Genomic DNA, 23,859 nt, shown 5'->3' with positions numbered 1-23,859 from the left:
GAATTCGAGCCGAGCTTCATGCTGCGCCTGATCGCATTTCAGGCAATTCGCCCTGTTCAGACCAGCATGAAGCTGACAACGACCAGGGAAATGCCCAGCGTCACGCCCACGATCAGGATTGAGAACAACAGGATCAGGGTTCGCAAGGCAGCCATGAATCGCCCCGTCTCGTAAGTCACGCGCAATTGGCGATAGAGATACGCAATGCCGACCAGCACCCCACCCAAGATAAGCTCGCCAAGCCAAGCTGCGTTCACGGCGGCGAGCACAATTAAGAAGGTCGCTGTCAGATAGATGAAGGTCTGCACATGCAGCGCGGTGATCACATGGTCATAGATGTACCGGCTGCGGTGCCACGCATACAGAATCGTCAGCATGAAGGCCAGGATAGGCAGGAACATCAAACTGAATCTCGGCGCCCATTCCCGAATGCGCGCGCCATAGCGATCCTGGTTCTCGTACACGGTCGCCGCATGGTCGGCGGCGCGCCATGCCTGCTCGCGCTCCGCGGGGGTCGCATCCTCGTCCAGTCTTGAAGTGACCTCATCATAAAGCGCGTCGCGATTGATGCGGCCGTCATCCGTCATGATACGCTGAAATGTGATGCCGTGCTCCGCCTGTAGCAATTCCAGCTGGATGAGCTCGCGCTCATCCGGCGTCAGGTCGGGGTCTTCTGCCCGGGCGCGCAATTCCTCCAGCCCCTCTTCGGTCACCACCGGAAGAGGCTCACCATCCTCCCCTATCCCGACATCGATCCCGTTTTCCAGGAGGCGGTCGATCTTGAGAGAATTGTACCAGCCCATCTGATCGCCGAGCGTGAACAGGGTCAGGAAGAAGATCACAGACGCCATCAGGAACATGCGGAAAGGCGGCACATAGCGTGCGCGCTTTCCATCCAGATAGTTCCGGGTCATCCGGCCGGGGCGGAACAACAACATGGGCAAGGACCGCCACAAGCGGCCATCCAGCGCAAATACGTCCGCCAGACTGCTCGCCACCAGATCCCAGACCGGGCGATGGAAGTCAGACGCCAATTGGCCGCACGTTGTGCAGAACCGGTCCTCGACGATGGTCTCGCAATTTGCACAAGGCAAACCGGACTTTACCGGATGATGGTCTCCGGTCGACAAGCCACTTGCCGACCCGAGACCTGCGGCCTCCATTTCATGTTCCATTTCGAGACCCCCGTCTGTTTACCGCTACTCGGCGCTGAGCCCCTCCCGGCACAGAAAGCGCGAGCGATGCTGATCCTTCGCATTTTCTTCCCAGCCGGTCAGCTCCGGATCGACCATGTTCTTGGTCACCTGAAACCACATCGGCGTAATCGGATATTCTTCGAGCATCAGTTCTTCAGCGGCTGCGAAGACTTCTGCCCGCATCTGCAGGTCCAGCTGCTGGTTCGATTGGCTCAGAAGCGCATCATACTCCGGATTGGCATAGTCGCCATAGTTTTGCTGGCCCGTATTGGAATCGAGCAGGTAAAGAAAGTTGATCGGATCATCGAAATCCGCGACCCATGCCGCATCCGCTACCGAGAAGTTTCCGGTGCGCAAGCGCGAATAGAGCACTTTTGTATCCTGTTTCACGATGGTCGGGTTAACCCAGGGGGCGATATCACTCCAATTGGACTGAGCGACCGGCGCCACCTTCGGATTGTCGTCGGTCGAACGGTGAATGAATTCGAACTCAAGCGGATTGCCCGGGCCGAACCCTGCCGCTTCCAGCAGGCTGCGCGCCTCGGCAAGCCGATCTTCGCGTGAGGTGTCCTTCCAATCCATGGATGGCCGACTGACATCGTAATTATTGATGCCCGGTGGCACGAAGGAATACGCTGGCAGATAGCCCTGTGTCAGCACGTTGCGAACCATGAACTCCCGGTCGAGCGCCATTGAAAGGGCCTTGCGCACGCGCACATCGTCGAACGGCTCAACGGTGGTGTTGAATGTCCAGTAGGTCGAGATGAGAGAAGGTGTCGTGCGCAGCCAGCCGGGGAATTTCGCATCCAATTCGGTATAGCGAGACCCGTCAAAGGCATTGTTGATGTCCAGTTCGCCGGCGGAAATCTTGTTCTCGACGGCCGACAGGTCTTCCAGTTCCAGATACACGACCCGATCAAAACACGCCTCTGGCGCGCCAAATCCGGTCGGGTTCTTGTCGGCGACCAATTGGTCACCCGTGCGCCAGTAGACCAGCTTGTAAGGACCGTTGACGACAATATTTTCCGGCTGGATCCACGCATCTCCGTGCGCTTCGATGGCCCAACTCGGCAACGGATAGGTCGTGTAATGGCTCAGCAAGCCAAGCAAATAAGGCGCCGGGTATTCCAAAGTGATTTCCAGCGTCTTGTCGTCGATGGCTTTCACGCCCAGTTCTTCGGGCGGCAATTCCTGTGAACTCACCTTTTGCGCATTCTTGATCAACCAGAGGAGCGACGCGTATTGCGAAGCAGTTTCCGGGTTCTGGATGCGGCGCAGGCTGTAGACGAAGTCGCCGGCAGTGACGGGCGTGCCGTCAGACCAGACATGATCACCCAAAGTGAAGGTCCAGACCAAACCATCTTCACTGACTTCATAACTGTCGGCCATACCCAGCACCGGGCGGCCATCTGGGCCATCCGTGGTCAGGCCGATGATCATGTCGCCAATGATAATGTTCTCCCACTGCGCGGATGATTTGTTGGGGTCCAGCGTGTCCACCTTGGCCGAAATTCCCCGGCGCAGGGTCGGCACGTCAGAGGCTGCGGAATCCCCACCGCCCCCGCAGGCGGCCAGTGTCAGGGCAAGTGCGGCAGCCAGGCCGGTTGTCATCAAGGCGTTCAACTTCATGGGTTTTGTGTCTCCAACGTCTTTTCCGCGATCGCGCGATTTGCAACACTGCTGCCAGACCATTACGGTTTTGCAAAGCCTTCCTGCTGGAAGTCGCACATGAGGTAACAGGAATGACCCGAATTTGGTGCATTGCAGGGATGATTTTTGCGCTTGGCGCAACAGCCACTGCACAAGATGTCTCAACCGATGACGTCTATGCCTGCACATCCGTCGCCGAAGATGCAGAGCGCCTTACCTGTTACGATGCGGCTGTTGGACGGCTGCAAGCCGCCGAAGCGGCGGGCGACGTCACAACCGTGACCCGACAGGAAGTCGAACAGGTCCGCCAGGATTCCTTCGGCTTCTCCATTCCGTCCCTGCCCTCTCTGACGCTCGGCAAATCTGACGACCAGAGCCTCAAGGAGATGACGCTCCCTGTGAAAGCCGTGCGCGGCAATCGTGGAAATCTGGTGATCACGCTGGAAAATGGACAGGTCTGGCGGCAAACCGATTCCAAGGCGCTGCGCAATAATGGCCAGACCGAAGCCCAGATCTATGAAGCGGCCTTCGGCAGCTACAAGATGAAACTGGATGGCGGCATCGCATTCCGGGTCGAACGCGTGAAATAATACGGGAATCCTTGCCGCAAACTTCAGCAAACACTGACCGAACCGCGCGCAGGCCAGCAATGGCTTGACCTATTCCGGGCACGTGGCTTGCTGAATCGATGAAACCTTTCTCAGGCTGAGACGTAGTCCCGTCGAGCGACTGGAAGGGAATCTGCGTATCCGGACGAAGATCACTGCCCACAGGAATACGCGCTGGCTGAAGCGCTTTCGCCCGCCCCTTCTGTTTGCGCTGGCCGGCGCGGCGCTGGTCTTTGCGACGCCCTACCTACCTCAGTACATCCCTGACGGCTTTGTCTCAGGCGACCGGCTCGAGCGAATGGCAGGGATCAGTTCAGGCGTATTGTTCATCATCGCCTTTGGCTGGCTGGTCGGCACCATTGTCGATGCCTTGATCAAACGCCGTCTGGCTGGTCTGCACCTTGATGCAGAAGACAATCTGGAAGCACGCAAATCGGCCACGCGGCTGGATGTCGTGCGCCGCGTCTGGATCGTCATTGCCGGAATCGTCACCCTCGCCGCTGCGCTCACTGTCATTCCCGGCGTGAAGCAGATTGGCGTCAGCCTGTTTGCATCGGCCGGAATCGCGGGCATCGCCATCGGCTTGGCGGCCCGTCCCGTACTCAGCAACCTGATCGCCGGTCTGCAGATCGCCTTCACCCAGCCGATCCGGCTGGATGACGCCGTCGTCGTCGAAGGTGAATGGGGCTGGATCGAGGAAATCGGCCTCTTCTATGTTGTCATCAAGATCTGGGACTGGCGACGCCTCGTCGTGCCGCTCTCCTATTTCATCGAGACGCCTTTCCAGAATTGGACCCGCAAGAGCGCCTCCATCATCGGCAGCGTCTACTGGACGGTAGATTATCACGCACCCATCGCGCGGATGCGCGAGAAGCTGGAAGAGATCTGCAAGTCCACCCCGCTCTGGAATGGCGACGTGGTGAATTTGCAGGTTACCGAAGCCTCGGGCAATTCTGTAACTGTGCGCGGGCTCGCCTCGGCCAGCACGTCTCCGAAAGCCTGGGACTTGCGTTGCCTGATCCGTGAGCAGATGATCGAATGGCTTCAGGCCGAGCATCCCGAAGCCCTGCCCCGGCTGCGCGCTGATACGGATGTAAAATTGCCAGAGGATTTCGGCGGCTTTGCGCCCCAGCAGGGTTAGTCGCTACCAGGGATGGGTCTTGCCTTCAAAGTCCAGGAAGCGCAGCTCGCTTGATGGCCCTGCCGTGGTGATGACCGTGTAGAGACCAGCAGCACTCTGAGCCGGATTGACTGGCGCCTGCTTGCCACCCATGTCAGTGTTCACCCAGCCCGGATGCAGCGCGAGCAGGGTCACCCCCTTCTCCGCAAGTTCGGGCGCGGCGGCACGCAGGGCCATGTTCAGACCCGCCTTGGACGTGCGATAAATCAGTCCGAAAGACGCCTGCGTGTTCTCGATGGATCCCATCATGCTGGACAGGCTGGCCGCCATCTTCACATCGCTGGCCGCAATATTGTCCAGGAACGTGTCGATCATTCGAATCGGCGCAATCGTGTTCACCGCCAGCATGTTGGCGAACGCGTCATAATCGAGATCCTTGAACGCAGCGAAACTGCCAATACCGGCATTGTTGATCAGATAGTCGATGGGCTGGTCGCCGACCGCTTCCTTCAATGCCGCCACCGAAGCTGCATCGGTCACTTCGAGCGGATAAACTTTGGCGCCCGTCGCGTTCAGTTCGTTTGAAGTCTCAGGGTCGCGCGCCGTGGCAATCACGTCATGACCTTGAGCGAGAAACTTGCGGACAAGCTCCAGACCGATCCCACGATTTGCACCGGTGATAAGCGTGGTAGTCATAGAAACTCTCCGTCTGGATAGGTCTGGGTATATGGGAACGCGTCGGCAAACGCTGCGACAGGGCCGCTACGACTCTGGCAAAATCCGGTAGACCGCAGTTGCTTTCATCAGGGGCTTGTCACCTTGGCGGGCCATGCCGCCGGTGAACAGGATTGTGCGTGTTTGCCGGTCAACCTTGGGCTCCAACGTGACATCGGCGCCTTGAGCCGCCTCAGAGGACACGTCGATCGTGACAGAAACCATTTCCACCGGATTGGGAGCGCAGATCGCTTCAGCATCGGCACGTATCGCCGCCATCAGGTCCAGCGCCAGTCGTTCGTCCGGTTTCAGAGTGGTTACGTCTTGCATGTGGTGGAAGCCCTCAATCACTGGCCTTGCACATAGACAGGCCCGTTCCAAAAGAAAAGGGCCAAGCCGGTTGGGGGGAAGAGAGGGAGAACCGACTTGGCCCCATATTGGGAACGTCTTGAGGCAACTGACGGTGTCAGGGGGGTGTCTGCCTGCAAGATACAAGGTTTACGCTCTTCAGTTGGCTTGGTTCCGCGGAAAACGAAAAAAGTTTCGCGCATGAAAAAGCCGCCCTCGCGGCGGCTCATCCAAAGCTTGTCTTTCGAGCCAGATCAGGCGGCTTGGGCCGCGGCTGCGACCGCGTCGAGGTCCGACCCGATGAGGTCACCCAGATGGCCAAAGCCGACCAGGGCGTGGTGCTCGTCCATATAAGTGGAAATACTCGGCAATAGCAGGCCGATGGCCTTGTGGTCCAAACCCAGCTTGTGGAGTTCGGAAATCATGGATTGCGCGACAATGCGCTTGCCGCCGGGCGTCTGTTCGATCAGGCGAGCAATCTCTCCAACCGGGGCGCCGATCGTGCTGCCTGTGCGGGCCGACAGGGCGCGTGCGCCCGGAATGGTCTTGAACATGGCCGTGGCGAAGGGGGAATCCTGACGCTCTGCCGCGTTCAGGACAATGCCGAGGGCTTGTCGGGACGCGTCTTCCGAGAGGCCATTATGCCGGGCGAGGTGTGCTGTAAGATCGTTCAACATGTGCGATGGCACTCCTGAGATTAACGGCTTCGGAATTATCATTAACCCTCATTGTGCTTACCGCTTGGTTACCGGGCGCATTGCTGTGCAAGGCAAATGCGACCAAGAGCGTTAAGATGCATTAGGGCCGGGTAAACAAACCGCCCCAAATCATTTACCTTTGACCCCTCATCCGTACGTCCCAAGGAGTTTTCATGATCCGTATCGGCATACTCGGCGCCGCCAAGATTGGCCCCAAGGCCATCATCGAGCCCGCTGCAAAACGTGATGATTGCGAAATCGTCGCCGTGGCAGCGCGCGACGCGGACAAGGCACGCACCTATGCCGAAGCGAACGGCATCGCGCATGTTGAGACCGATTACGACGCGCTGGTGCACCGCAAGGATGTCGACCTGATCTACAACGCCCTGCCCCCGCATCGCCATGCCGATCTGACCATCGCCGCGCTGGAAGCTGGCAAGGCGGTATTGTGCGAGAAACCCTTCGCCATGAACGCCGCCGAAGCCACGCGCATGGTCGACGCCGCCAACCGGGCCGGCAAGCCACTGATCGAGGCGTTTCATTATCGCTTCCACCCAGCTTTCCTGCGCGTTCTGGAAATCGTGCGCAGCGGAGACCTCGGCGCGATCAAGACCATGGAGGCGGTGTTCAATGTGTCGATCCCGTATCGCGAGGGCGAGTTGCGCCATACGCTGGAACTCGGTGGAGGCGCATTAATGGATCTGGGCTGCTACTCGGTCCACATGATCCGCACCCTTGCGGACGCAGAACCCGATGTGCTGTCGGCCAGTGCGCAGTGCGACCGGCCCGGTGTTGATATCGGCACCAAGGCGCATCTCGGTTTTTCAAGCGGCGCGTCAGCAATTGTGGAATGCAGTATGGCCGAAGATGTGGACCGCGATATCAGGCTCGAAATCGTCTGCAAGGATGGCTGTGTCTCCTTGCTCAACCCGGTACACCCGCATCGCGGCCACCAGATCACCATCCGGCAAGGCGGCCACGAACGCACCGAGACGGCCGACGGCATGATCACCTATGAGCACCAATTGGCCCATGTCATGGACGTGATGGCCGGACGCGCCGTGCCGCTGACCGGTGGCGCCGACGCGATCGGCAACATGGCCGTGATCGACGCAATCTATGCAGCGGCAGGCCTCTCGCCCCGATAAAGCGTCCAGGCTCGCTTGACGCATGAATATACAAAACGTATACGGTATGTATATAATTCATATCGAGGACAAATATGGGTATCGTGAAGATCGACAATGACCTGCATGAAGAAGTCCGGCGGGCGAGCGGGGTCATGTGTCGATCCATCAATGCGCAAGCCGAATTCTGGATTAAAATCGGCCGGCTCGCCGAAGCCAATCCAACGCTCTCCTTCAATGACATTGTGAAGATGCAGCTCGAAGCGGCCGATGCGCCCTTGGCCGACCTGAAGGTCGCCTGACATGGTAAAGACGCCGAGTGAGATCGCGCTGATGCGCATCTCTGGCAAACTGCTGGCATCCGTTTTTGAAATGCTGGACCAGCAGGACCTGGCTGGCATGTCGACGCTACAGGTCAACGATCTGGTCGACCGCTTCATCACCGAAGACCTCGGCGCCCGCCCCGCAAGCAAAGGGCAGTATGGCTTCAAATTCGTCCTGAACTGCTCAATCAATCATGTGGTGTGTCATGGCGTGCCCAGTTCGGATGAGATCATCCGGGATGGCGATATCATCAATCTTGATATCACCCTCGAAAAGAACGGATTCATCGCGGATTCAAGCAAGACGTACATGGTCGGAAATGTCTCAGCCGCCGCCAAGCGAATTGTTCGGATCGCCGAGACAGCCATGTGGAAAGGCATTGGACAGGTACGTCCCGGCGCGCACCTTGGCGATATCGGTTTTGCGATTGACCGCCATGCCAAGCAAAATGGCTGTTCTGTCGTACGGGAGTATTGCGGGCACGGCATTGGCCGCGAAATGCATGAGGATCCACAGGTTCTCAATTTCGGAAAGCCGGGCACCGGCCTCAAGCTGCGCGAAGGCATGGTCTTCACCATTGAACCCATGATCAATCTGGGCACACGCCAGGTTTCGACCGAGGCTGATGGGTGGACGGTGGTGACCAATGACGGAAAGCTCTCCGCCCAATTCGAGCATACGGTTGCTGTGACGAAAACCGGTGTTGAAGTGCTGACCTTGCGTCCGGGCGAGACACCCATGCAGGCGCGCCGCGCGTAGTCAATACGGCACAGTCCGGTACAAGCGCATGGCAGGACATGATAAGCTGACTTGGTCTGAATTTGACCGGGAGCTGATCACATGAAAATCGCAGGCATCGTCTTTGTTATCCTCGGGGCGCTGGCAATCCTCTTCCCGTATGTTGCCGGGCTCTCCTACAATTTCATTCTCGCCTATCTGATCATCTTTGCGGGCGCGGCGCATCTCTGGTGGGCCTGGCGGCCGAGCCTTGAAGGGCGAACGCAGCATTTGCTGCTCGGCCTGCTCTTCCTTGCTGGCGGGATCAGCCTGCTCGTCTTTCCGTGGATCGGGCTCATCTCCTTCACCATAATTCTGGGCGTATCCTTCCTGGTCCAGGGCGGGGTCCAGCTTGCCCTCGCCTCCAACAGCCCGCGTCTGCGCGGCAACAGCAAGACCATGCTGATCGTGGCAGGCCTTGCCGGCATCATCGCAGGCGCGCTGATCCTGATCGGCCTGCCCAGCACAGCGGCCTGGGCCATTGGCATATTGGCCGGGATCAACATGCTGTTCTTCGGCGTCGCCCTGCTGGCAATGGACAAGGCCCTGTCGGACGTGTTTGACGACTGACGAGCGCCCTGCGCGGCATCTTGCATGGCGGGCTGGCTCCGTGATATTCGACCCATCTCACAACAGGCGCTGAGCGCGGTCGCGTCACAAAGACGAGGCAACCGCGGCGCAGGATAAGTCCTGTGTGTGCGCCGTTGTCGGCACCCCCCAGGACATTCAGAGCCAGGAGTGCTGACAGATGAAGACCATTATCGAACCCTTCCGCATCAAATCGGTCGAGCCGATCCGCATGACCACGCGAGACGAGCGCGAACGACTGCTGAAAGATGCGGGCTACAATCTGTTCAAGCTGCATTCGGATGACGTGCTGATCGATTTGCTGACCGATAGTGGCACGTCGGCCATGAGCGCGGCGCAATGGGGCGCGGTGATGACCGGCGATGAGAGCTATGCCGGCGCGCCGAGCTTCTACCGGTTCGAAGCGGCCGTGAAGGATCTGATGGACTTCAAGCACATCATCCCCGCCCATCAAGGGCGCGCTGCGGAGCATCTCCTCTTCTCGCTGATTGCCAAATCCGGTCATGTCATTCCGTCAAACACGCATTTCGACACGACGCGCGGCAATATCGAAGCCGCAGGCGCCGAGGCACTGGACCTGCCCATCGCAGAGGGCAAGATTCCCTCCCTCGACCATCCCTTCAAGGGGAACATGGACCTGGACGCCCTCGCCAAGTTGATGAGTGAGCGCGGCGATGCCGTGCCGTGTGTGATGATGACGATCACGAACAATGCCGGCGGCGGCCAGCCGGTCAGCCTCGCCAATATTCGCGGCGCCGCCGAGATCGCCCATGCGCATGGCAAGCCCTTCTTCATTGATGGCTGCCGGTTCGCCGAGAACGCCTGGTTCATCAAGCTGCGCGAGGACGGCCAGCAGGACCGCTCGATCAAGGAGATCGTGCGCGACACGTTTGACGTGGCCGACGGCATGACAATGAGCGCCAAGAAGGACGCCTTCGCCAATATCGGCGGGTGGCTCGCGCTGAATGATGACGCGCTGGCCGAACAGGCCCGCACGCGGCTGATCCAGACCGAGGGCTTCCCGACCTATGGCGGCCTTGCCGGCCGCGACCTCGACGCGATCGCACAGGGCCTGACCGAGATCGTGGATGAGGATTATCTGCGCTACCGCGTGCGCACCAATGCCTATATCGCCGAACGGCTGGACGCGCTGGGCGTGCCGGTGATGAAGCCGGCGGGCGGCCATGCAGTGTTCATTGATGCGCGGGAATGGCTGTCACATATCCCGCCGCTGGAATATCCGGGCCATGCCCTCGCCTGCGCGCTCTATGAGGAAGGCGGCATTCGGGGCTGTGAGATCGGGACGGTCATGTTCGGTCGCAAACCGGATGGCACCGAAGAACCCGCCCGGATGGACCTTGTCCGCCTAGCCATGCCGCGCCGCGTCTACACCCAGTCGCATGCGGACTATATCGTCGAAGTGTTCGAGGAACTCGCGAAGCGCAAAGATGACATTCGCGGCCTGAAGATCGTGAAAGAGCCGCCCATGATGCGCCACTTCACGGCGGAGTTTGCGCCGCTCTAGCTGCCCGTCTTCGCCATATCGATCCATTGTTCGACTTCCTCTTCGGCGAGGTAGTCATCATCACGGATCACACGGTCCCCCTGTGGCGTCTGGAGGAATTCACTCGCCAACATGAACAGGGTGCGCGCAGGCGCCTCGGCCAGTTCCTTGCGATTGCGGATGCCCGCGCCGACAAGGATCTGGGCGTCGTGCACGCGCAGGCCCGGCACTTCCATCATCATGATGGTCTGGTCCTTCCAGTCATTCAGCGTGTCGACATCGATATAGGCGACATCGACCAGGAAGACGGTTTCCTCCGTGTCGCAATCCAGCAGGTCACCGACCGTGGTGATGCCGGCGCGCGACAGGCGTTTGGCGGTCTTCTTGCCGATGCTGGGCGCCTCGACAACGGGGGACTCGCGCGTGATGCGGCTGCGGCGGGCGATGTCTCCGGACTCCTCGCCAAGATCATCAGCAAGCGGCGCGGGGACAGCGGCCTCGGGCTCCGGCTCGAACAAGACTTCTTCTGCCTTTGGGGGAGCCTTTTTCTTCGGCGGAGGGGCTTCCTCGGCCAGCGGCGCTTCTGCTTCGGCCGGGTGAAGTGTTTCGTCGGTTGGCGCCGCTTCGACTACAGCCTCCTCGACCGCATCCTCTTCAATAACGGTCGCCTCAGCGGCGATCTCGGCCTCATCCTCGATCAGTGCGGTCAGCAAGCGCTCCTCGACCGCCTTGTTCTTCGAACCTATTGGGCCAATCTCCTGTTTGTTCAGCTCTTTCAGCGGAACGCGCAAAACTTGTTTGGCGTGAAGCTTGCGGATTTCCTTGTCATCATCCGGCAGGGTACGGATGACCTTACCGGTCTTCTGATACTCCTTGTACATCCGCGTCACGGTGCGCTTGTCGGCCGCATCCGACAGTTTCGCCGTTACCCAGCGCAGCGGAATGTCCAGTGTCTCGATATAGCCCTGAAGGGTGAGATTGGTCTTGGGCGGGCTGACAGCAGCCTCCGCAATACCGCGTGAGAGGATCGCGCCGAATCCGGCCGTGGCATAGGCGACCAGTTCCACGATCGCATCGAACATGGTCTCGTCCAGCCCGGCGGGCGGATCCTTCACGCCCACGTCGAGATCATAATGGTCAATGAAGGTCTGATAGTGGGGATGCGAAAGGCGCGCGCCATTGCGGACCATGTCGGCGATGAATCCTGCGCCGTCCGGCACTGGCACATCCGGATAGCCGAGCGTCTCTATGCGGGCATCAATCTTGTCGCGGGATTTGGCGATGCTCCACTCCACCGCCCGGTGCATCGTGCCCTCTTCCTCGGTCTGGCCGGTATGGAAGGGCTGGATCGGATCGGCATAATAATGGCTCAGCACGCCGAACGCATAGGCGGCCTTGCTCCATTGCTTGCGACGGAGATGGTCGACCGCCGTCGCAAACCATTCCATCGCCTTGCCCGGCGCGCCGCCCCACTCCCCTTCGGAAACGTGCAGGACATGGTTGCGGAAATCCTTGAACTTGGAATCCGGCGCCTTGGCCCCTTCGAGCAGGTGCTCGTGGTGAACCAGGAACAGGTCCTTCCACTTGTCGGCCTCCTCCGAGGCTATGAGCGACAGCGCGTCCATCGCGATATAGTGGTGCGTCGAGCGGCACCGATGGCCGCGAATTACTCGTTCGAGCAGAGACATGCCCGTCTCCCTTCCCGCCTGATTCAATCTGGATCAAACGAGAAATGCCTAATGATAGTTACGCCATCATTAACCATTCGCGCGGGAGGGGAAGTTTCTGCTGCGCCTACCGCACCGCAAAATCGGTGGGCTCGGTGCTCTTGCCCTTGGCGTCTTTTTCGCCCTTGGCCTGGCCGTGCTTGTTGGGGCCCATGAAGCCGAAGAGGTGGCCACCGACCTTGCGCATCTGGATCTCTTCCGAGCCTTCGGTGATGCGATAGCGGCGATGGTGGCGGTAGATGTGCTCGAACGGCTTGTGGCGCGAATAGCCCATCCCGCCATGCACCTGCATCGCCCGGTCGGCGGCATTGCAGCAGAGCCGGTTTGCCCGGTAGTTGCACATGGAGACCTTGTCGGAGAGATGGATCGCGACGTCCGGCTTGGACATCTGGTCCATTTCCCAGGCCGTCTTGAAGATCAGCAGGCGCAGCATCTCGGCCTCGGTGGCGAGCTCCACAAGCGGGAACTGGATCGCCTGGTTGGTCGCGAGCGGCTTGCCGAACGGTTTGCGCTCACGGGCATATTGCACGCTCTCATTGATGCAATACATCGCGGCGCCCACCGAACTCGCGGCTTGGCGAATACGGTTCTCATGCACGAAATGCTGGGCCAGGGCGAGGCCCCCTTCCGGCGGGCCGAACACGGCATCTTCAGGCACCCAGACATCCTTGATGGTCAGGCGCGGATGGTCGGTCGGCATGTTGAAGGTCCACATGTATTCTTCAATGATGACGCCGGGATCACGCGCCGGTACGAGAAGACAGGTGATGCCCTTGGCGTCGCCATCTTCACCACTTGTGCGGCAGAACATCATGATGTGCGTGGCCACATGCATGCCGGTGATCCACATCTTCTCGCCATTGATCAGCCAGCCATCCTTGCCGTCGCGCTTCTGGCGCACCGCACGGGTTTCCATATGGGTCGCATCGGACCCATGATCAGGTTCGGTCAGGCCGAAACAAGCGAGAAACTTCCCGTTCAAAGCGTCTTCGGCAAGATGCTTCTGATCCGGCCGGGCGAAGTCGCGCAGCATCAGGATCTGCGGGAAATTGCCGACTATGGAATGTTCGTTCTGGAGATCATTGTGCAGGCCGAGGCCCTGTTCGGCGAAATGCTCGCGGATAATTGCCATGCCGAGGTTCGAGCCGTCCTGCCCGCCGAACTCCTTCGGCAACGCATAGCGCAGGTGTCCGGCCTTGTCGGCGCGGCGCTTTGCTTCGCGCAGCAATTCTTCCCATTCGGGCCGCGGCAGGCCCTCATTTTCGAAATCAGTCCGGGCCCATTCGCGCCGATGGTCGAAGAAGCGGATGTTGTCGTCCTGCTGTTCGAGCGGCCTAATCTCGTCCTCGATGAACTGGTCGAGCACGGTCAGATAATCGGCGATGTCCTGCGGGATATTGAAATCCATGATGCTTTGTCCTCCTGGGCGGTCGCCTCGGTGGCGATCTCTTTTCCACCTTCGAGACTACCGCACTGAAACCGCGCGGCAAATTATGCCGCCACGGCAGGATTGAAACAAAAATATAATCAATGAACAATTGACTTTTTATTCAATGATCATATTCTGTCGTTACGGTCACCACCGACCGCAACTGCAAGAAGGTTTCCTCCCATGCCGTCTTCCCGCCTCTCTCTTATCGTTGTCGCTGCCGGTCTTGCCGGCCTCGCCTATGCCGCCCCTGCCATGGCCGATCCGGCCCAGACTGTGTCAGCAGAAATCCAGTATGATAACAGCGCACTGCACTCTCGTGCCGGGGCCGGAGTCGTTCTGGATTCCCTGCAAATGCAGGCTGATTCCATCTGCCGCTACGATGCCCCTGTCTCGCAGGCACCCCGTGTCGATGATTCGTGCGTCTCGCAGGTTATCGCGCAGGCTGTGAACAAGATTGACCACCCGAAGCTCACCGAAGCCTATGTGTCGCGTTCTGGCCTGAACAGGCGCATTCTGGCTGACGCGAACTAGTCACCAAGGCCAGAAAGGCTGAATGATTGACGTTTTCGTCAGTAATCGCTATTGAGTGCGAACGGACGCTTAGGGTCCGACACTGTTTTGAAGTCCACCCACCGAAAGGTATCCTCCCATGATCCGTTCCGCTCTCACCGCCGCAGCCTTCCTTGCGCTCGGCGCACCAGCTTTCGCCAACACATTCACCTTCGAAACAGTCGCCCCTGTCGACGAAGGCCAGGTCGTGGCCATCGGCACTGTTTGGCTTTGCGAAGGCACTGTCTGCAAAGGCGACCTCGACCGCAAGAAGGCCTCTGTTCGCGATTGCAAGAAGATTGCGAAGAAGGCCGGCGAAATCATCTCCTACGGAAACTCCAATTCCAAGCTGGAAGCAGACGATATTGAAGCGTGCAAGAAGTCCGCACGCTAACTCACTTTCCTGAATAGCAGACCTCTCCTCGGGCCGCTCTGGTGTCATGCCAGGCGGCTCTTTTTTTGCGCGCAGTGCGAACCCCAGCCGACTTGATGCGTTACCATGAGTAACCAAGAGGAAGGCCATGCCCGCATCACAGAGCGATCCGTTGGAGAACGTACTCGAGACCGCCATTGAAGAAGGTGGCGAAGGCACAATCTCGGTTGGGGATCTGCTCAACATGTTCGGGCACCGATCCTTTGGTCCCATCATCACATTGCTGGGCCTTCTGGTGGTCTTGCCGCCGCTAGGCGGAATACCCGGCCTGCCAGCGGTGATCGGGGTTATCATCCTGCTTTTCAGCATTCAGATTCTGTTCGGCGCCGATCATATCTGGATGCCGTCCTTCGTTGAGAAACGATCCATCGAAACCTCGAAGCTCAAAGAAGCCGAAGACAAGGTGAAACCCTGGCTGGAACGCATTGATCGCATGATCACCGAGCGGCTCGCTTGGGCGACAGGACGTGTGGCCACCTATCTGGCCGCGATCGCGGTTTCCCTGCTCGCTATTCTGATGATCCCTCTGGAACTCGTGCCGTTCGCCGTCGCAGCGCCGGGTGTTGCGATTGTCCTGTTCGGTTTGGCGCTCGTCGCCAAGGATGGCGCGCTGATGCTTGCTGGCTTCGCGGCAACGGCCGCCGCTCTTACCATCACATTCCTGTTTGTCCCGTGGGGACGGGTGGCTGGCTGGTTCTGAGAGTCACCGCTTCAGGTCGCGGGTTGCGCCTCGATGGGTTCCCAGAGTTCGACCTTGCGGCCATCAGGATCCATGATCCAGGCGAACTTTCCATAACTTTCCGTCATGGGCTCGCCTTCCATTTCAACGCCCTCAGCCTTGATTTGCTCAATCATGGCGTCGAGGTCATCCACCATCAGATTCATCATGAAGTCGCTGTCTGAAGGTTTGAAATAGTCGCTTCCTGCCTTGAAGGGCGCCCAGATCGTGCGGGCACCTTGCGGGAATCGTGCAGCAGCATCCGCTTGGGAGAAACTCGCGCCCCCATATTCGTCAATCTGCACACCGAGTACCCGCTTATACCACGCCCGCGTCGCATCCACGTCTCTGCAAAGAAAGAACAGTCCACCCAACCCAACCACTTTTGCCATGTTTTCCCCCCCACTTGTTCTAATCGGCTAGATCGCCTCCAATGCCTCCTCCAGCATGTCACGCACCTGCCCGGCTACGGCATGGAGTTCCGGATTCTCAATCGCCTGCATGGACGCGACCGGATCAATCGCACTGATCTCAATGCCGCCATCGACTTCGCGCAGAATGACATTGCAAGGCAGCATCGCGCCGACCCTGGGCTCCATCTTGATGGCCTCGAACGCCATGTCCGGATTGCACGCGCCAAGAATGCGGTACCCGGCCATGTCGGCATCCAGCTTCTTCTTCATCGTCGCCTGGACATCAATCTCGGTGAGAACCCCAAACCCCTTGCCAGACAGCGCTGCGCGCGTGCGCTTGTCGGCTTCTTCGAGCGTGATGCCATCCAGTGTGCGGGTGATTGTGTAGGCCATGCCAAACATCTCCAGTAGCGCCTCAAAGGCTAATTGAATTGTGAAGAAACGCAATGCGATCCGGCAGGCCACGGTTCCAATTTCGCCCTGCCAATCGCGCCATGGCCCTGTAAACTGGTAAGCATGACTGATTCTAACTCCCTTCCCGGCGCCGGTTGCGGCGCAGCCATTCGCGATGCGCACGGGCGCCTGTTGCTTATCCAACGTCTCAAGCAACCCGAAGCGGGAGCGTGGGGTCTGCCCGGCGGCAAGATCGATTTTGGCGAACGCGCCGAGGACACCGCCCGGCGCGAAATCGAAGAAGAACTCGGTGTCACCATCGAGCTGACCGGCCTCGCCTGCATTGCCGAGACCATCGACAAGGGTGACGGGAAGCATTGGGTTGCGCCAGTCTATTCTGCGCGCATCGTGTCAGGCGAACCACGTGTCATGGAACCGGAAAAGCATGGCGGATGCGGCTGGTTTGCGCTGGACGACCTGCCAGACCAGATCACCACGCCTGTGAAAGATTATCTCGCCTCTCTGGAGCCGGCTGGCCCCACCGGCTGAAACTGCAAATATGTAGTCATTGTTGCGGCTCGGCTCTAGCAGGCCGGGGCCAGTTGGTGATTATAGCGGCTGTGATTCGACGCATCCGAACCTTGCTGATCTGGCTGGTCCTCGTGGACCTCGCCGCGACGCTTCTTTTCTGGGGCGTCACCCGGCTTTCAGACCAAACTGGCAAATTGGCGGGGGGACGCGGGATCATCTTCTATACCGACAATGTATCCGATGCCTCTGCGCGGGTCGACAAGGGCGTCGCCCTGCTGAAAGCGGGCAAGCTGGACCAATTGAAAGTCGTGGGGGGCCATCGCCCCCAGGAAGGCCGTCTCGGCAGCCAGGAGATGGCCTTGCTCGCGGCGCGCCGGTCCGGCCAGGCCGCGAAGGTCAGCGCCGATGTCGAGAGCCGCGATACGATTTCCGGCCTGGAAAGCCTCGCCAACACCACCAGCGCCTCGGAGAGTGGGAAGATCGTCTTCATCTCCAATTGCATGCATATCCTGCGCGCCAAGGCCGTCTATGCCAGCCATCCGGGCAAGCAGGCCAAGGCGCTCGCCGCCTGTCCCAATGGCGGGTACAATCCGCTCGATATCTGGCGTCGTGCACATTACGAGGCAGGCGCGTGGGCACTGTTCCTGATGCCGGAAAGCTGGCGGGATGCGATTATTGACCGCCTGCGCGGCGACGAGGACAGCGCCTAGCCCAGCGGTTCGCAGCGACGCTCATATTCCGCAATCGCCTCCGGCATCCATTTCCGGAAATTTTCGGCCCGGGTTTCGGACGCCGGATGCGTGGACATCCACTCCGGTGGACGCTGGCCACCACCAATCTGACCCATCCGCTCCCAAAGATCAGGTGCTTCGCGCGGGTCGTAACAGGCGCGAACCAGTAGATCGAGCCCGATCTTGTCAGCTTCCGTCTCATGCTTGCGCGAATAGGCGAGCATGCCACCCTGGGCCGCGATGCCGAAAGCCTGCATGATGGCGCGCTGTTGAGAGGCGTCCATGTCGCCAAGGCCCACGCCGACAGCGATCTGCCCGAACTGGACGACGCGTTGCTGGCTGACCCGCTCAGCACCATGATGGGCCAGGGCATGGCCAATCTCATGCCCCATCACCACGGCCAGCTTGTCGAGATCGCTGATATCCTCGGCGTCGACCTTGCCATCATAGTTTCCCGTGATGTCGAGAATGCCCGTGTAAATCGCAACATACCCACCCGGCAGGCAGAAAGCGTTCGGCGTGTCGGAATCGACGACATAGTAGGTCCAGTCGAATTGGTCGGCGACCGGGGTGAAGGAGGCGCCTTGGCGCAGGAGATCCTGTTCCAGCTCGACTGCGGCGCGCTGGAGGCGTGCGCCAATCTCGCGAACGGCCTGAGTGTATTCCGCCTCCGTGCCTTCGCAATTGTTGCCATCTGCGCACAGGACGTCATTTCCCTGCTGCTGCTCCTGGTTCAGTATCTGGATATAGGACTGCTGGCCCAGCTGCACCTCTTTCTCGATCGGGACGGTGTTCAGTTGCTTGCGGCCCGAGAAAGGCACTTCGGTCTGGTTGGCTTGCCAATACAGAAACAGCAGGAACAAGCCGACAAGGATCAGGCTGAACCGGCTGCGCAAGAGGCCACCAATCCCGCTACTGCGGGTCTTGTGGCCATAGGCGTGTCGCGGCAGGCGCATGGGCAATCTCCGTCAAATCTGCTTGGTAAACCGTTTAAACCAAGAAGAACCGCGAGGGAAAGCACGCTTGCACCTTCACGAAACCATGTCGGGACGCTATTTCTGAGGCATGACAGACCAAGCTCCCCCGCCCAAGCTCGAAATTCGCATCATTCCCGTAACGCCGCTGCAACAGAACACGTCGATGATCTGGTCCACAGACACAATGGAAGGCGTCTTCATCGATCCGGGCGGCGAGGTCGAAAAATTGATGGGCGCAGCAGAGCAGTTCGGTGTGAAGATCGTCGGCGTCTGGCTGACCCACGGACACCTGGATCATGCCGGCGCGGCCACCGAAGTGTCGGAGCGCACGGGCTGCCCAATCATTGGCCCCCACGAGGACGATCAGTGGCTGCTGGATGAACTGGAATCTCAAGGCGCCAAATACGGCATCACTGATGGCCGCAATGTGACTCCGGACAAGTATCTTCATGATGGCGACGAGTTGGAGCTGTCTGGTACAAAATTCGGCGTCGCACACTGTCCGGGCCATACGCCGGGCCATGTTGTGATCTATCAGAAAGAAGGCGCGCTCGCTTTTGTTGGTGACGTCCTGTTCAAGGGCTCCATCGGCCGGACTGATTTCCCGCGCGGGAACCATCAGCAACTGATCGACTCGATTACCGGCAAGCTCTGGCCACTTGGCAATGAAATGCGGTTTGTGCCGGGTCATGGTCCGCTGTCCACTTTTGGCCAAGAGCGTCAAACCAACCCGTTCGTGGCAGATACGATTACCGGATATCAAGGCGCCGCAAAGCAAGATGCAAGGTCGACCGACCAGAAACTTGCCAAGCGTTGGAGCTGACAAGCAAACGGTATTACCATCCCGTAAGCCTCGGAAATCCAACGGAACCAAGCCACCAAGGAGACGTTTCTGACCCGTACACAACGGAAAGGAATGTCTTATGACCGCTTATCTGAAACTCGCCGCTATCGGCGCCAGCGCCTTCGCTCTGGCCGCCTGCACCCAAACTGGCACCACTGAACGCAACGCTGCCTATGGCGCTGCTGCTGGCGCAGCCGCGGGTGCTGTGATTGGCAATAATGTCGGCGATGGTGACGCGCAACGCGGGGCTGCGATTGGCGCCGTTCTGGGCGGCACTGCTGGCGCAGCAAAGGGCTGCACGGAGTCGGAAGACTGCGATATGCCGGGCGTGAAAGACCAGGCTGACGAAAAAGACACCGACCGAGACGGTCGAGCGGACATCTATGACCGCTACCCGAATGACAGCACGCGCTGGTAAGCAGCCGAGGCACCAAAGTGATGGTGAGCCCCGCATCCAATGGATGCGGGGCTTTTTCTTTCGCGGCACAGTTTCGCCGCCAAATCACCCCGGTCTCTCCCCGCCCAAAATCGGAACGCCCTGCGCGACAACGCGTTTCCCTTTTACCTATGTTAAACAGGAGAGACTTCATGGGACGGGTAACGCCCCTTAACAAAACTGCTTCAGACGACCCGTGGATTGCGCCAGATGATCGCGCGATCCGTGAAAGGATCCGCGCCTGGTACAGCTGTTGGCCGCGAGGCCATGCCGACCGAGAAGCCATACCCCTCACAGGCTCTGGGTGTATCCGCCTGCTTAGTGATTTTGGCAGCGACGTCGCGATAAGCCAAAACCTTGCCCAATATCGTCAGCTTTGGCAGCCGGTTTTGGAAGACACGTTCAAGCGCTGGCATATCAGCATCGTATCCGCGATCAATTTGCGCCGCACCCAAGACATGGCCGCCGCAAACTTCTTCACCGAGCTGAGCGGCATCACTCATGAAGACGGGGTGATGAACCAGACGCAGGCAGTTTCTCAGATCTGGGAGAAAATCACAGGTGGGTGGCACCTGGTTCATGAGCATTCGACGGTCCATAATGGAGCGCTCTGAGCTTGCAGCCTGATCGCCCCGCGACGGTCAATTGCAGCTAATAACGGAAACCCACCCCTTTAGTCTTGCCCCCGCCCCCGACTCCCAGCTATGGAGCAGCCGTTTGGCCGGTAGGAGAAAAGCAACATGCCGAAGCGCACGGATATCCGCTCTATCCTGGTTATTGGTGCCGGTCCGATCATCATCGGGCAGGCTTGCGAATTCGACTATTCCGGTGTGCAGGCGATCAAGGCGCTGAAAAGCGAAGGCTACCGGGTGATCCTGGTCAATTCGAACCCGGCAACGATCATGACCGATCCAGAGCTCGCTGACGCAACCTATATCGAGCCCATCCTGCCGGAAGTTGTCGAAAAGATTATCGAGGCTGAAAAGCCGGATGCCCTGCTCCCGACCATGGGTGGCCAGACCGCACTCAATTGCGCGCTGGACCTCCACTATGCCGGCATCCTCGAAAAGCATGGCGTGGAGCTGATCGGCGCAAAGGCCGAAGCCATCGAGATGGCCGAAGACCGCAAGCTGTTCCGCGAAGCGATGGATCGGCTCGGTCTCGAAAATCCCCGCGCCGCCATCATCGCATCTCCGAAGAGTGAAGACGGCAAGTATGATCGGATCGAAGGCCTGAAGCGCGCCATGGCCGCGCTGGACGAAGTTGGCCTGCCCGCCATCATCCGCCCGGCCTTCACGCTCGGCGGCACCGGTGGCGGCGTTGCGTACAATGTCGAAGAGTATGAAGAAATTTGTCGGTCCGGTCTTGCTGCCTCCCCCATGGCGCAGATCCTGGTCGATGAAAGCCTGCTGGGCTGGAAAGAATACGAGATGGAAGTGGTCCGCGACACAGCGGACAATGCCATCATTATCTGTGCCATCGAGAATATCGACCCGATGGGCGTCCATACTGGCGACTCCATCACGGTCGCGCCGGCGCTGACGCTGACCGACAAGGAATACCAGGTCATGCGGAACGCCTCGATCGCGGTGCTCCGCGAGATTGGCGTAGAGACGGGCGGATCTAACGTCCAGTTCGCGGTCAACCCCGCGGATGGCCGCCTCGTCGTGATTGAGATGAACCCGCGTGTGTCGCGCTCCTCTGCGCTTGCCTCGAAAGCCACCGGTTTCCCGATTGCCAAGATCGCCGCAAAACTGGCCGTGGGATACACGCTCGATGAACTGGACAATGACATCACAGGTGTCACCCCTGCCTCGTTCGAGCCGACAATTGACTATGTTGTCACCAAGATACCGCGCTTTGCCTTCGAGAAGTACAAGGGCGCCGACCCCGTACTGACCACGGCGATGAAATCCGTCGGCGAAGCCATGGCGATTGGTCGCTCATTCCAGGAAAGTCTGCAGAAGGCCCTGTGCTCATTGGAGACCGGCCTGTCCGGGCTTGATGATATCGCATTCGACACAGAAGCTGATTTGCGCACGGCGCTTGGCGTGCCGACACAGGACCGCTTGCGCGTGGTGGCGCAAGCCCTGCGTCAGGGTCTATCCGTGGACGAAGTTCATCAAATCACCTCTATCGACAAATGGTTCCTGCGCCAGATCGCGGAACTGATGGAGGTTGAAGCTGGCATCCTGAAGGATGGCCTGCCTGACGACCATGAAGGCATGCTGCGCCTGAAGATGCTCGGCTTCTCTGACAAGCGCCTCGGCAAGCTGGCCGGCAAGGGCGAAGCGGAAATCCGCAATGCACGCCACGGCCTCGGCGTGCGCCCGGTCTACAAACGTATCGATACATGCGCAGCCGAGTTTGCCGCGAAGACCCCCTACCTTTACTCCACCTATGAACAGCCCGTATTCGGCGCCGACGAAGCTGAATGCGAAGCGCTGCCATCAGATCGCAACAAGGCGATCATCCTTGGGGGCGGCCCCAACCGGATCGGTCAGGGCATCGAGTTTGACTATTGCTGCTGTCATGCCGCATTCGCGATGGATGACATCGGCATCGAGTCCATCATGGTCAATTGCAATCCGGAAACGGTGTCCACGGACTATGATACATCTGACCGGCTCTATTTTGAGCCGTTGACGGAAGAACATGTTCTGGAGATTATCCACAAAGAGCAATCGGCCGGCACGCTGAACGGAGTGATCGTACAATTCGGCGGCCAAACGCCACTGAAACTCGCCAACACGCTTGACCAGGAAAACGTGCCAATTCTTGGCACCAGCCCGGCCTCCATCGACCTCGCCGAAGACCGTGAGCAATTTGCAGCCCTGCTCGACGATCTTGGCATCCAGCAAGCACCGTCCCGCACGGCCCGCTCTGTCGAAGAAGCCGAAGTCAAAGCCAACGAGATCGGGTATCCGGTCATGCTGCGACCCTCCTTCGTGCTGGGCGGCCGGGCCATGGAAATCGCCCGCAATGATGAAGACCTGCGCAAATTTGCTGCCGAAGCCCTGAGCGTCGCCAAGGATTCCGGCGATGCGTCGCTATTCATTGACCGATATTTGTCCGATGCGATCGAGGTGGATGTGGACGCGCTGTGCGATGGCAAGAATGTGCACGTCGCCGGCATCATGGAACATATCGAAGAAGCAGGTGTGCATTCGGGCGATTCCGCCTGTGCCCTGCCGCCCTATACGCTTTCGCCTGCACTTCAGGGGCGCCTCGCCGAGCAAACGATTGCCCTTGCCCGCGCATTGAAAGTACGCGGCCTGATCAATATTCAGTTCGCCGTCAAGGATGACGAAATCTATGTGCTGGAAGCCAATCCCCGCGCCAGTCGGACCGTACCATTCGTTGCAAAAGCCGTTGGTGCCCCGATTGCCGGAATTGCGGCCAAGGTAATGGCGGGCATGAGCCTGACAGAATTCGACCTGACCCAGGCCAATCCTCGGCGCGTGGCGGTGAAAGAGGCGGTGTTCCCATTCGCCCGCTTCCCCGGTGTGGACCCGCAACTCGGCCCGGAGATGCGGTCGACCGGCGAAGTCATGGGCTGGGATGATGATTTCGGCATGGCCTTTCTGAAAAGTCAGCTTGGCGTCGGGGTCCATCTTCCAGACTCAGGAACGGTATTCGTGTCTCTGCGAGATTCCGACAAGAAGGCCATCGTTCCGGCGATTCGAAAGCTTACGGAGTTCGGATTCTCGATCCTCGCCACCGCCGGAACAGCTGCCTTTCTGGAGGCTGAAGGCCTGAAAGTGAGCCGGATCAACAAGGTTCTCGAAGGCCAGCCGCACATTCTGGACGCCATGATCAATGGCAACGTGCAATTGGTTTTCAACACGACCGAAGGTGCAGCATCGCTTGCAGATTCCGCATCCATTCGCCGGACTGCCGTAAACCGCAAGATACCGTATTTCACAACTCTGGCCTCCTCGATTGCCTCGGTGCAGGCCATTGAGAGTATGAAAGACCGGGAAATCTCGGTGCGCGCCTTGCAATCGGCCTGATCAGCCCC

General features: G+C 59.2%; 26 protein-coding genes. 16 read left to right on the top strand and 10 right to left on the bottom strand.

What is annotated here, in order from left to right; genetic code table 11:
* Nucleotides 1–56 precede the first annotated feature (56 nt).
* Nucleotides 57–1,175, bottom strand: coding sequence for a DUF3667 domain-containing protein (locus B3527_RS03675; protein ID WP_206992473.1), 1,119 nt, complete (start codon nt 1,173–1,175; stop codon nt 57–59).
* Nucleotides 1,176–1,199: 24 nt separating this feature from the next.
* A complete protein-coding gene (locus tag B3527_RS03670; RefSeq protein ID WP_290478516.1) occupies nt 1,200–2,825 on the bottom strand; it encodes a peptide ABC transporter substrate-binding protein in 1,626 nt (541 codons plus the stop codon).
* A gap of 113 nt (nt 2,826–2,938) precedes the next feature.
* On the opposite strand from B3527_RS03670, the gene B3527_RS03665 reads away from it, so the two are divergent.
* Both B3527_RS03665 and B3527_RS03660 read left to right on the top strand, forming a co-directional pair.
* Nucleotides 2,939–3,436 (top strand): hypothetical protein, encoded by a 498-nt coding sequence (locus B3527_RS03665; protein WP_290478517.1) that lies wholly within the window; start codon nt 2,939–2,941, stop codon nt 3,434–3,436.
* Between the two features lie 316 nt (nt 3,437–3,752).
* Entirely contained in the window at nt 3,753–4,595 is an 843-nt protein-coding gene (locus B3527_RS03660) for a mechanosensitive ion channel family protein (protein WP_290478518.1), read from the top strand.
* 3 nt (nt 4,596–4,598) lie between these two features.
* Here B3527_RS03660 and B3527_RS03655 read toward each other — a convergent pair whose 3' ends face one another.
* The 3 genes from B3527_RS03655 to B3527_RS03645 form a co-directional block, all read right to left on the bottom strand.
* Nucleotides 4,599–5,270: an SDR family oxidoreductase gene (locus B3527_RS03655; RefSeq protein ID WP_290478519.1), complete on the bottom strand. Its 672-nt coding sequence runs from the start codon at nt 5,268–5,270 to the stop codon at nt 4,599–4,601.
* A 66-nt stretch (nt 5,271–5,336) separates the two neighbouring features.
* The gene (locus tag B3527_RS03650; protein ID WP_290478520.1) at nt 5,337–5,618 is read right to left on the bottom strand and encodes a hypothetical protein; all 282 of its coding nucleotides are present in this window, start codon (nt 5,616–5,618) and stop codon (nt 5,337–5,339) included.
* Between the two features lie 272 nt (nt 5,619–5,890).
* On the bottom strand, nt 5,891–6,313 hold the full coding sequence (locus B3527_RS03645; RefSeq protein ID WP_034812575.1) for a hypothetical protein: 423 nt from the start codon (nt 6,311–6,313) through the stop codon (nt 5,891–5,893).
* Between the two features lie 194 nt (nt 6,314–6,507).
* Here B3527_RS03645 and B3527_RS03640 point away from each other — a divergent pair, with 194 nt between their 5' ends.
* The 5 genes from B3527_RS03640 (at nt 6,508) to B3527_RS03620 (ending at nt 10,675) form a co-directional block, all read left to right on the top strand.
* Nucleotides 6,508–7,482 (top strand): Gfo/Idh/MocA family protein, encoded by a 975-nt coding sequence (locus B3527_RS03640; RefSeq protein WP_290478521.1) that lies wholly within the window; start codon nt 6,508–6,510, stop codon nt 7,480–7,482.
* 74 nt (nt 7,483–7,556) lie between these two features.
* Entirely contained in the window at nt 7,557–7,763 is a 207-nt protein-coding gene (locus B3527_RS03635; protein ID WP_034812582.1) for a ParD-like family protein, read from the top strand.
* Nucleotide 7,764: 1 nt separating this feature from the next.
* Nucleotides 7,765–8,544, top strand: coding sequence for a type I methionyl aminopeptidase (gene map / locus B3527_RS03630; RefSeq protein WP_290478522.1), 780 nt, complete (start codon nt 7,765–7,767; stop codon nt 8,542–8,544).
* A gap of 81 nt (nt 8,545–8,625) precedes the next feature.
* Nucleotides 8,626–9,132, top strand: a complete 507-nt coding sequence (locus B3527_RS03625) for an HdeD family acid-resistance protein (RefSeq protein ID WP_290478523.1) — start codon at nt 8,626–8,628, stop codon at nt 9,130–9,132.
* A 178-nt stretch (nt 9,133–9,310) separates the two neighbouring features.
* Nucleotides 9,311–10,675 carry a tryptophanase gene (locus B3527_RS03620; RefSeq protein ID WP_290478524.1) on the top strand — a complete coding sequence of 455 codons (1,365 nt, stop codon included), beginning with the start codon at nt 9,311–9,313 and terminating at the stop codon, nt 10,673–10,675.
* Here the strand turns inward: B3527_RS03620 and B3527_RS03615 are convergent.
* Both B3527_RS03615 and B3527_RS03610 read right to left on the bottom strand, forming a co-directional pair.
* Complete coding sequence (locus B3527_RS03615; RefSeq protein WP_290478525.1) at nt 10,672–12,342, bottom strand: DUF4332 domain-containing protein; 1,671 nt, start codon at nt 12,340–12,342, stop codon at nt 10,672–10,674. The genes B3527_RS03620 and B3527_RS03615 overlap by 4 nt on opposite strands.
* A 106-nt stretch (nt 12,343–12,448) precedes the next feature.
* Nucleotides 12,449–13,789, bottom strand: a complete 1,341-nt coding sequence (locus B3527_RS03610; protein WP_290478526.1) for an acyl-CoA dehydrogenase family protein — start codon at nt 13,787–13,789, stop codon at nt 12,449–12,451.
* A gap of 204 nt (nt 13,790–13,993) precedes the next feature.
* On the opposite strand from B3527_RS03610, the gene B3527_RS03605 reads away from it, so the two are divergent.
* The 3 genes from B3527_RS03605 (at nt 13,994) to B3527_RS03595 (ending at nt 15,495) form a co-directional block, all read left to right on the top strand.
* Nucleotides 13,994–14,344, top strand: a complete 351-nt coding sequence (locus B3527_RS03605; protein WP_290478527.1) for a UrcA family protein — start codon at nt 13,994–13,996, stop codon at nt 14,342–14,344.
* A 118-nt stretch (nt 14,345–14,462) separates the two neighbouring features.
* Nucleotides 14,463–14,756 carry a CC_3452 family protein gene (locus B3527_RS03600; protein ID WP_290478528.1) on the top strand — a complete coding sequence of 98 codons (294 nt, stop codon included), beginning with the start codon at nt 14,463–14,465 and terminating at the stop codon, nt 14,754–14,756.
* A 127-nt stretch (nt 14,757–14,883) separates the two neighbouring features.
* Nucleotides 14,884–15,495, top strand: coding sequence for an exopolysaccharide biosynthesis protein (locus B3527_RS03595; protein WP_290478529.1), 612 nt, complete (start codon nt 14,884–14,886; stop codon nt 15,493–15,495).
* An 11-nt stretch (nt 15,496–15,506) separates the two neighbouring features.
* On the opposite strand, the gene B3527_RS03590 is transcribed toward B3527_RS03595, so the two are convergent.
* Both B3527_RS03590 and B3527_RS03585 read right to left on the bottom strand, forming a co-directional pair.
* Nucleotides 15,507–15,905, bottom strand: a complete 399-nt coding sequence (locus tag B3527_RS03590; RefSeq protein WP_290478530.1) for a VOC family protein — start codon at nt 15,903–15,905, stop codon at nt 15,507–15,509.
* A 27-nt stretch (nt 15,906–15,932) separates the two neighbouring features.
* A complete protein-coding gene (locus B3527_RS03585; RefSeq protein WP_290478531.1) occupies nt 15,933–16,319 on the bottom strand; it encodes a DUF302 domain-containing protein in 387 nt (128 codons plus the stop codon).
* 123 nt (nt 16,320–16,442) lie between these two features.
* Between B3527_RS03585 and B3527_RS03580 the strand changes: the two genes are divergently transcribed.
* Both B3527_RS03580 and B3527_RS03575 read left to right on the top strand, forming a co-directional pair.
* Complete coding sequence (locus tag B3527_RS03580) at nt 16,443–16,868, top strand: NUDIX hydrolase (protein ID WP_206992455.1); 426 nt, start codon at nt 16,443–16,445, stop codon at nt 16,866–16,868.
* Nucleotides 16,869–16,939: 71 nt separating this feature from the next.
* Nucleotides 16,940–17,560 (top strand): ElyC/SanA/YdcF family protein, encoded by a 621-nt coding sequence (locus B3527_RS03575; protein WP_206992454.1) that lies wholly within the window; start codon nt 16,940–16,942, stop codon nt 17,558–17,560.
* On the opposite strand, the gene B3527_RS03570 is transcribed toward B3527_RS03575, so the two are convergent.
* Complete coding sequence (locus B3527_RS03570; RefSeq protein ID WP_206992453.1) at nt 17,557–18,537, bottom strand: M48 family metallopeptidase; 981 nt, start codon at nt 18,535–18,537, stop codon at nt 17,557–17,559. The genes B3527_RS03575 and B3527_RS03570 overlap by 4 nt on opposite strands.
* A gap of 109 nt (nt 18,538–18,646) precedes the next feature.
* Between B3527_RS03570 and B3527_RS03565 the strand changes: the two genes are divergently transcribed.
* The 4 genes from B3527_RS03565 to carB all read left to right on the top strand — a co-directional run bounded on the left by B3527_RS03565 (nt 18,647) and on the right by carB (nt 23,851).
* Nucleotides 18,647–19,381, top strand: coding sequence for an MBL fold metallo-hydrolase (locus B3527_RS03565; RefSeq protein WP_290478532.1), 735 nt, complete (start codon nt 18,647–18,649; stop codon nt 19,379–19,381).
* Nucleotides 19,382–19,481: 100 nt separating this feature from the next.
* Nucleotides 19,482–19,820: a YMGG-like glycine zipper-containing protein gene (locus B3527_RS03560; protein ID WP_206992451.1), complete on the top strand. Its 339-nt coding sequence runs from the start codon at nt 19,482–19,484 to the stop codon at nt 19,818–19,820.
* Nucleotides 19,821–19,840: 20 nt separating this feature from the next.
* Nucleotides 19,841–20,452 (top strand): nuclear transport factor 2 family protein, encoded by a 612-nt coding sequence (locus B3527_RS16890; protein WP_290481952.1) that lies wholly within the window; start codon nt 19,841–19,843, stop codon nt 20,450–20,452.
* Nucleotides 20,453–20,578: 126 nt separating this feature from the next.
* Nucleotides 20,579–23,851: a carbamoyl-phosphate synthase large subunit gene (gene carB / locus B3527_RS03550; protein ID WP_290478534.1), complete on the top strand. Its 3,273-nt coding sequence runs from the start codon at nt 20,579–20,581 to the stop codon at nt 23,849–23,851.
* The last annotated feature ends 8 nt before the right edge of the window (nt 23,852–23,859 follow it).

The sequence above is a fragment of the Hyphomonas sp. UBA4505 genome (genome assembly GCF_002388685.1).
Lineage (GTDB): Bacteria > Pseudomonadota > Alphaproteobacteria > Caulobacterales > Hyphomonadaceae > Hyphomonas.
Note: the sequence above shows the minus strand (reverse complement) of the source record. Positions and strands in the feature narration are given on the sequence as shown.

What these genes read in the sequence shown, in the direction of transcription:
- B3527_RS03675 (WP_206992473.1), bottom strand. Translation starts at nt 1,175, where the DNA reads ATGGAACATGAAATGGAGGCCGCAGGTCTCGGGTCGGCAAGTGGCTTG.
- B3527_RS03670 (WP_290478516.1), bottom strand. Translation starts at nt 2,825, where the DNA reads ATGAAGTTGAACGCCTTGATGACAACCGGCCTGGCTGCCGCACTTGCC.
- B3527_RS16890 (WP_290481952.1), top strand. Translation starts at nt 19,841, where the DNA reads ATGGTGAGCCCCGCATCCAATGGATGCGGGGCTTTTTCTTTCGCGGCA.
- B3527_RS03605 (WP_290478527.1), top strand. Translation starts at nt 13,994, where the DNA reads ATGCCGTCTTCCCGCCTCTCTCTTATCGTTGTCGCTGCCGGTCTTGCC.
- B3527_RS03600 (WP_290478528.1), top strand. Translation starts at nt 14,463, where the DNA reads ATGATCCGTTCCGCTCTCACCGCCGCAGCCTTCCTTGCGCTCGGCGCA.
- B3527_RS03665 (WP_290478517.1), top strand. Translation starts at nt 2,939, where the DNA reads ATGACCCGAATTTGGTGCATTGCAGGGATGATTTTTGCGCTTGGCGCA.
- B3527_RS03635 (WP_034812582.1), top strand. Translation starts at nt 7,557, where the DNA reads ATGGGTATCGTGAAGATCGACAATGACCTGCATGAAGAAGTCCGGCGG.
- B3527_RS03590 (WP_290478530.1), bottom strand. Translation starts at nt 15,905, where the DNA reads ATGGCAAAAGTGGTTGGGTTGGGTGGACTGTTCTTTCTTTGCAGAGAC.
- B3527_RS03610 (WP_290478526.1), bottom strand. Translation starts at nt 13,789, where the DNA reads ATGGATTTCAATATCCCGCAGGACATCGCCGATTATCTGACCGTGCTC.
- B3527_RS03615 (WP_290478525.1), bottom strand. Translation starts at nt 12,342, where the DNA reads ATGTCTCTGCTCGAACGAGTAATTCGCGGCCATCGGTGCCGCTCGACG.
- B3527_RS03640 (WP_290478521.1), top strand. Translation starts at nt 6,508, where the DNA reads ATGATCCGTATCGGCATACTCGGCGCCGCCAAGATTGGCCCCAAGGCC.
- B3527_RS03580 (WP_206992455.1), top strand. Translation starts at nt 16,443, where the DNA reads ATGACTGATTCTAACTCCCTTCCCGGCGCCGGTTGCGGCGCAGCCATT.
- B3527_RS03655 (WP_290478519.1), bottom strand. Translation starts at nt 5,270, where the DNA reads ATGACTACCACGCTTATCACCGGTGCAAATCGTGGGATCGGTCTGGAG.
- B3527_RS03570 (WP_206992453.1), bottom strand. Translation starts at nt 18,537, where the DNA reads ATGCGCCTGCCGCGACACGCCTATGGCCACAAGACCCGCAGTAGCGGG.
- B3527_RS03650 (WP_290478520.1), bottom strand. Translation starts at nt 5,618, where the DNA reads ATGCAAGACGTAACCACTCTGAAACCGGACGAACGACTGGCGCTGGAC.
- B3527_RS03560 (WP_206992451.1), top strand. Translation starts at nt 19,482, where the DNA reads ATGACCGCTTATCTGAAACTCGCCGCTATCGGCGCCAGCGCCTTCGCT.
- B3527_RS03660 (WP_290478518.1), top strand. Translation starts at nt 3,753, where the DNA reads ATGGCAGGGATCAGTTCAGGCGTATTGTTCATCATCGCCTTTGGCTGG.
- B3527_RS03595 (WP_290478529.1), top strand. Translation starts at nt 14,884, where the DNA reads ATGCCCGCATCACAGAGCGATCCGTTGGAGAACGTACTCGAGACCGCC.
- B3527_RS03645 (WP_034812575.1), bottom strand. Translation starts at nt 6,313, where the DNA reads ATGTTGAACGATCTTACAGCACACCTCGCCCGGCATAATGGCCTCTCG.
- B3527_RS03585 (WP_290478531.1), bottom strand. Translation starts at nt 16,319, where the DNA reads ATGGCCTACACAATCACCCGCACACTGGATGGCATCACGCTCGAAGAA.
- map (WP_290478522.1), top strand. Translation starts at nt 7,765, where the DNA reads ATGGTAAAGACGCCGAGTGAGATCGCGCTGATGCGCATCTCTGGCAAA.
- B3527_RS03620 (WP_290478524.1), top strand. Translation starts at nt 9,311, where the DNA reads ATGAAGACCATTATCGAACCCTTCCGCATCAAATCGGTCGAGCCGATC.
- B3527_RS03565 (WP_290478532.1), top strand. Translation starts at nt 18,647, where the DNA reads ATGACAGACCAAGCTCCCCCGCCCAAGCTCGAAATTCGCATCATTCCC.
- B3527_RS03625 (WP_290478523.1), top strand. Translation starts at nt 8,626, where the DNA reads ATGAAAATCGCAGGCATCGTCTTTGTTATCCTCGGGGCGCTGGCAATC.
- carB (WP_290478534.1), top strand. Translation starts at nt 20,579, where the DNA reads ATGCCGAAGCGCACGGATATCCGCTCTATCCTGGTTATTGGTGCCGGT.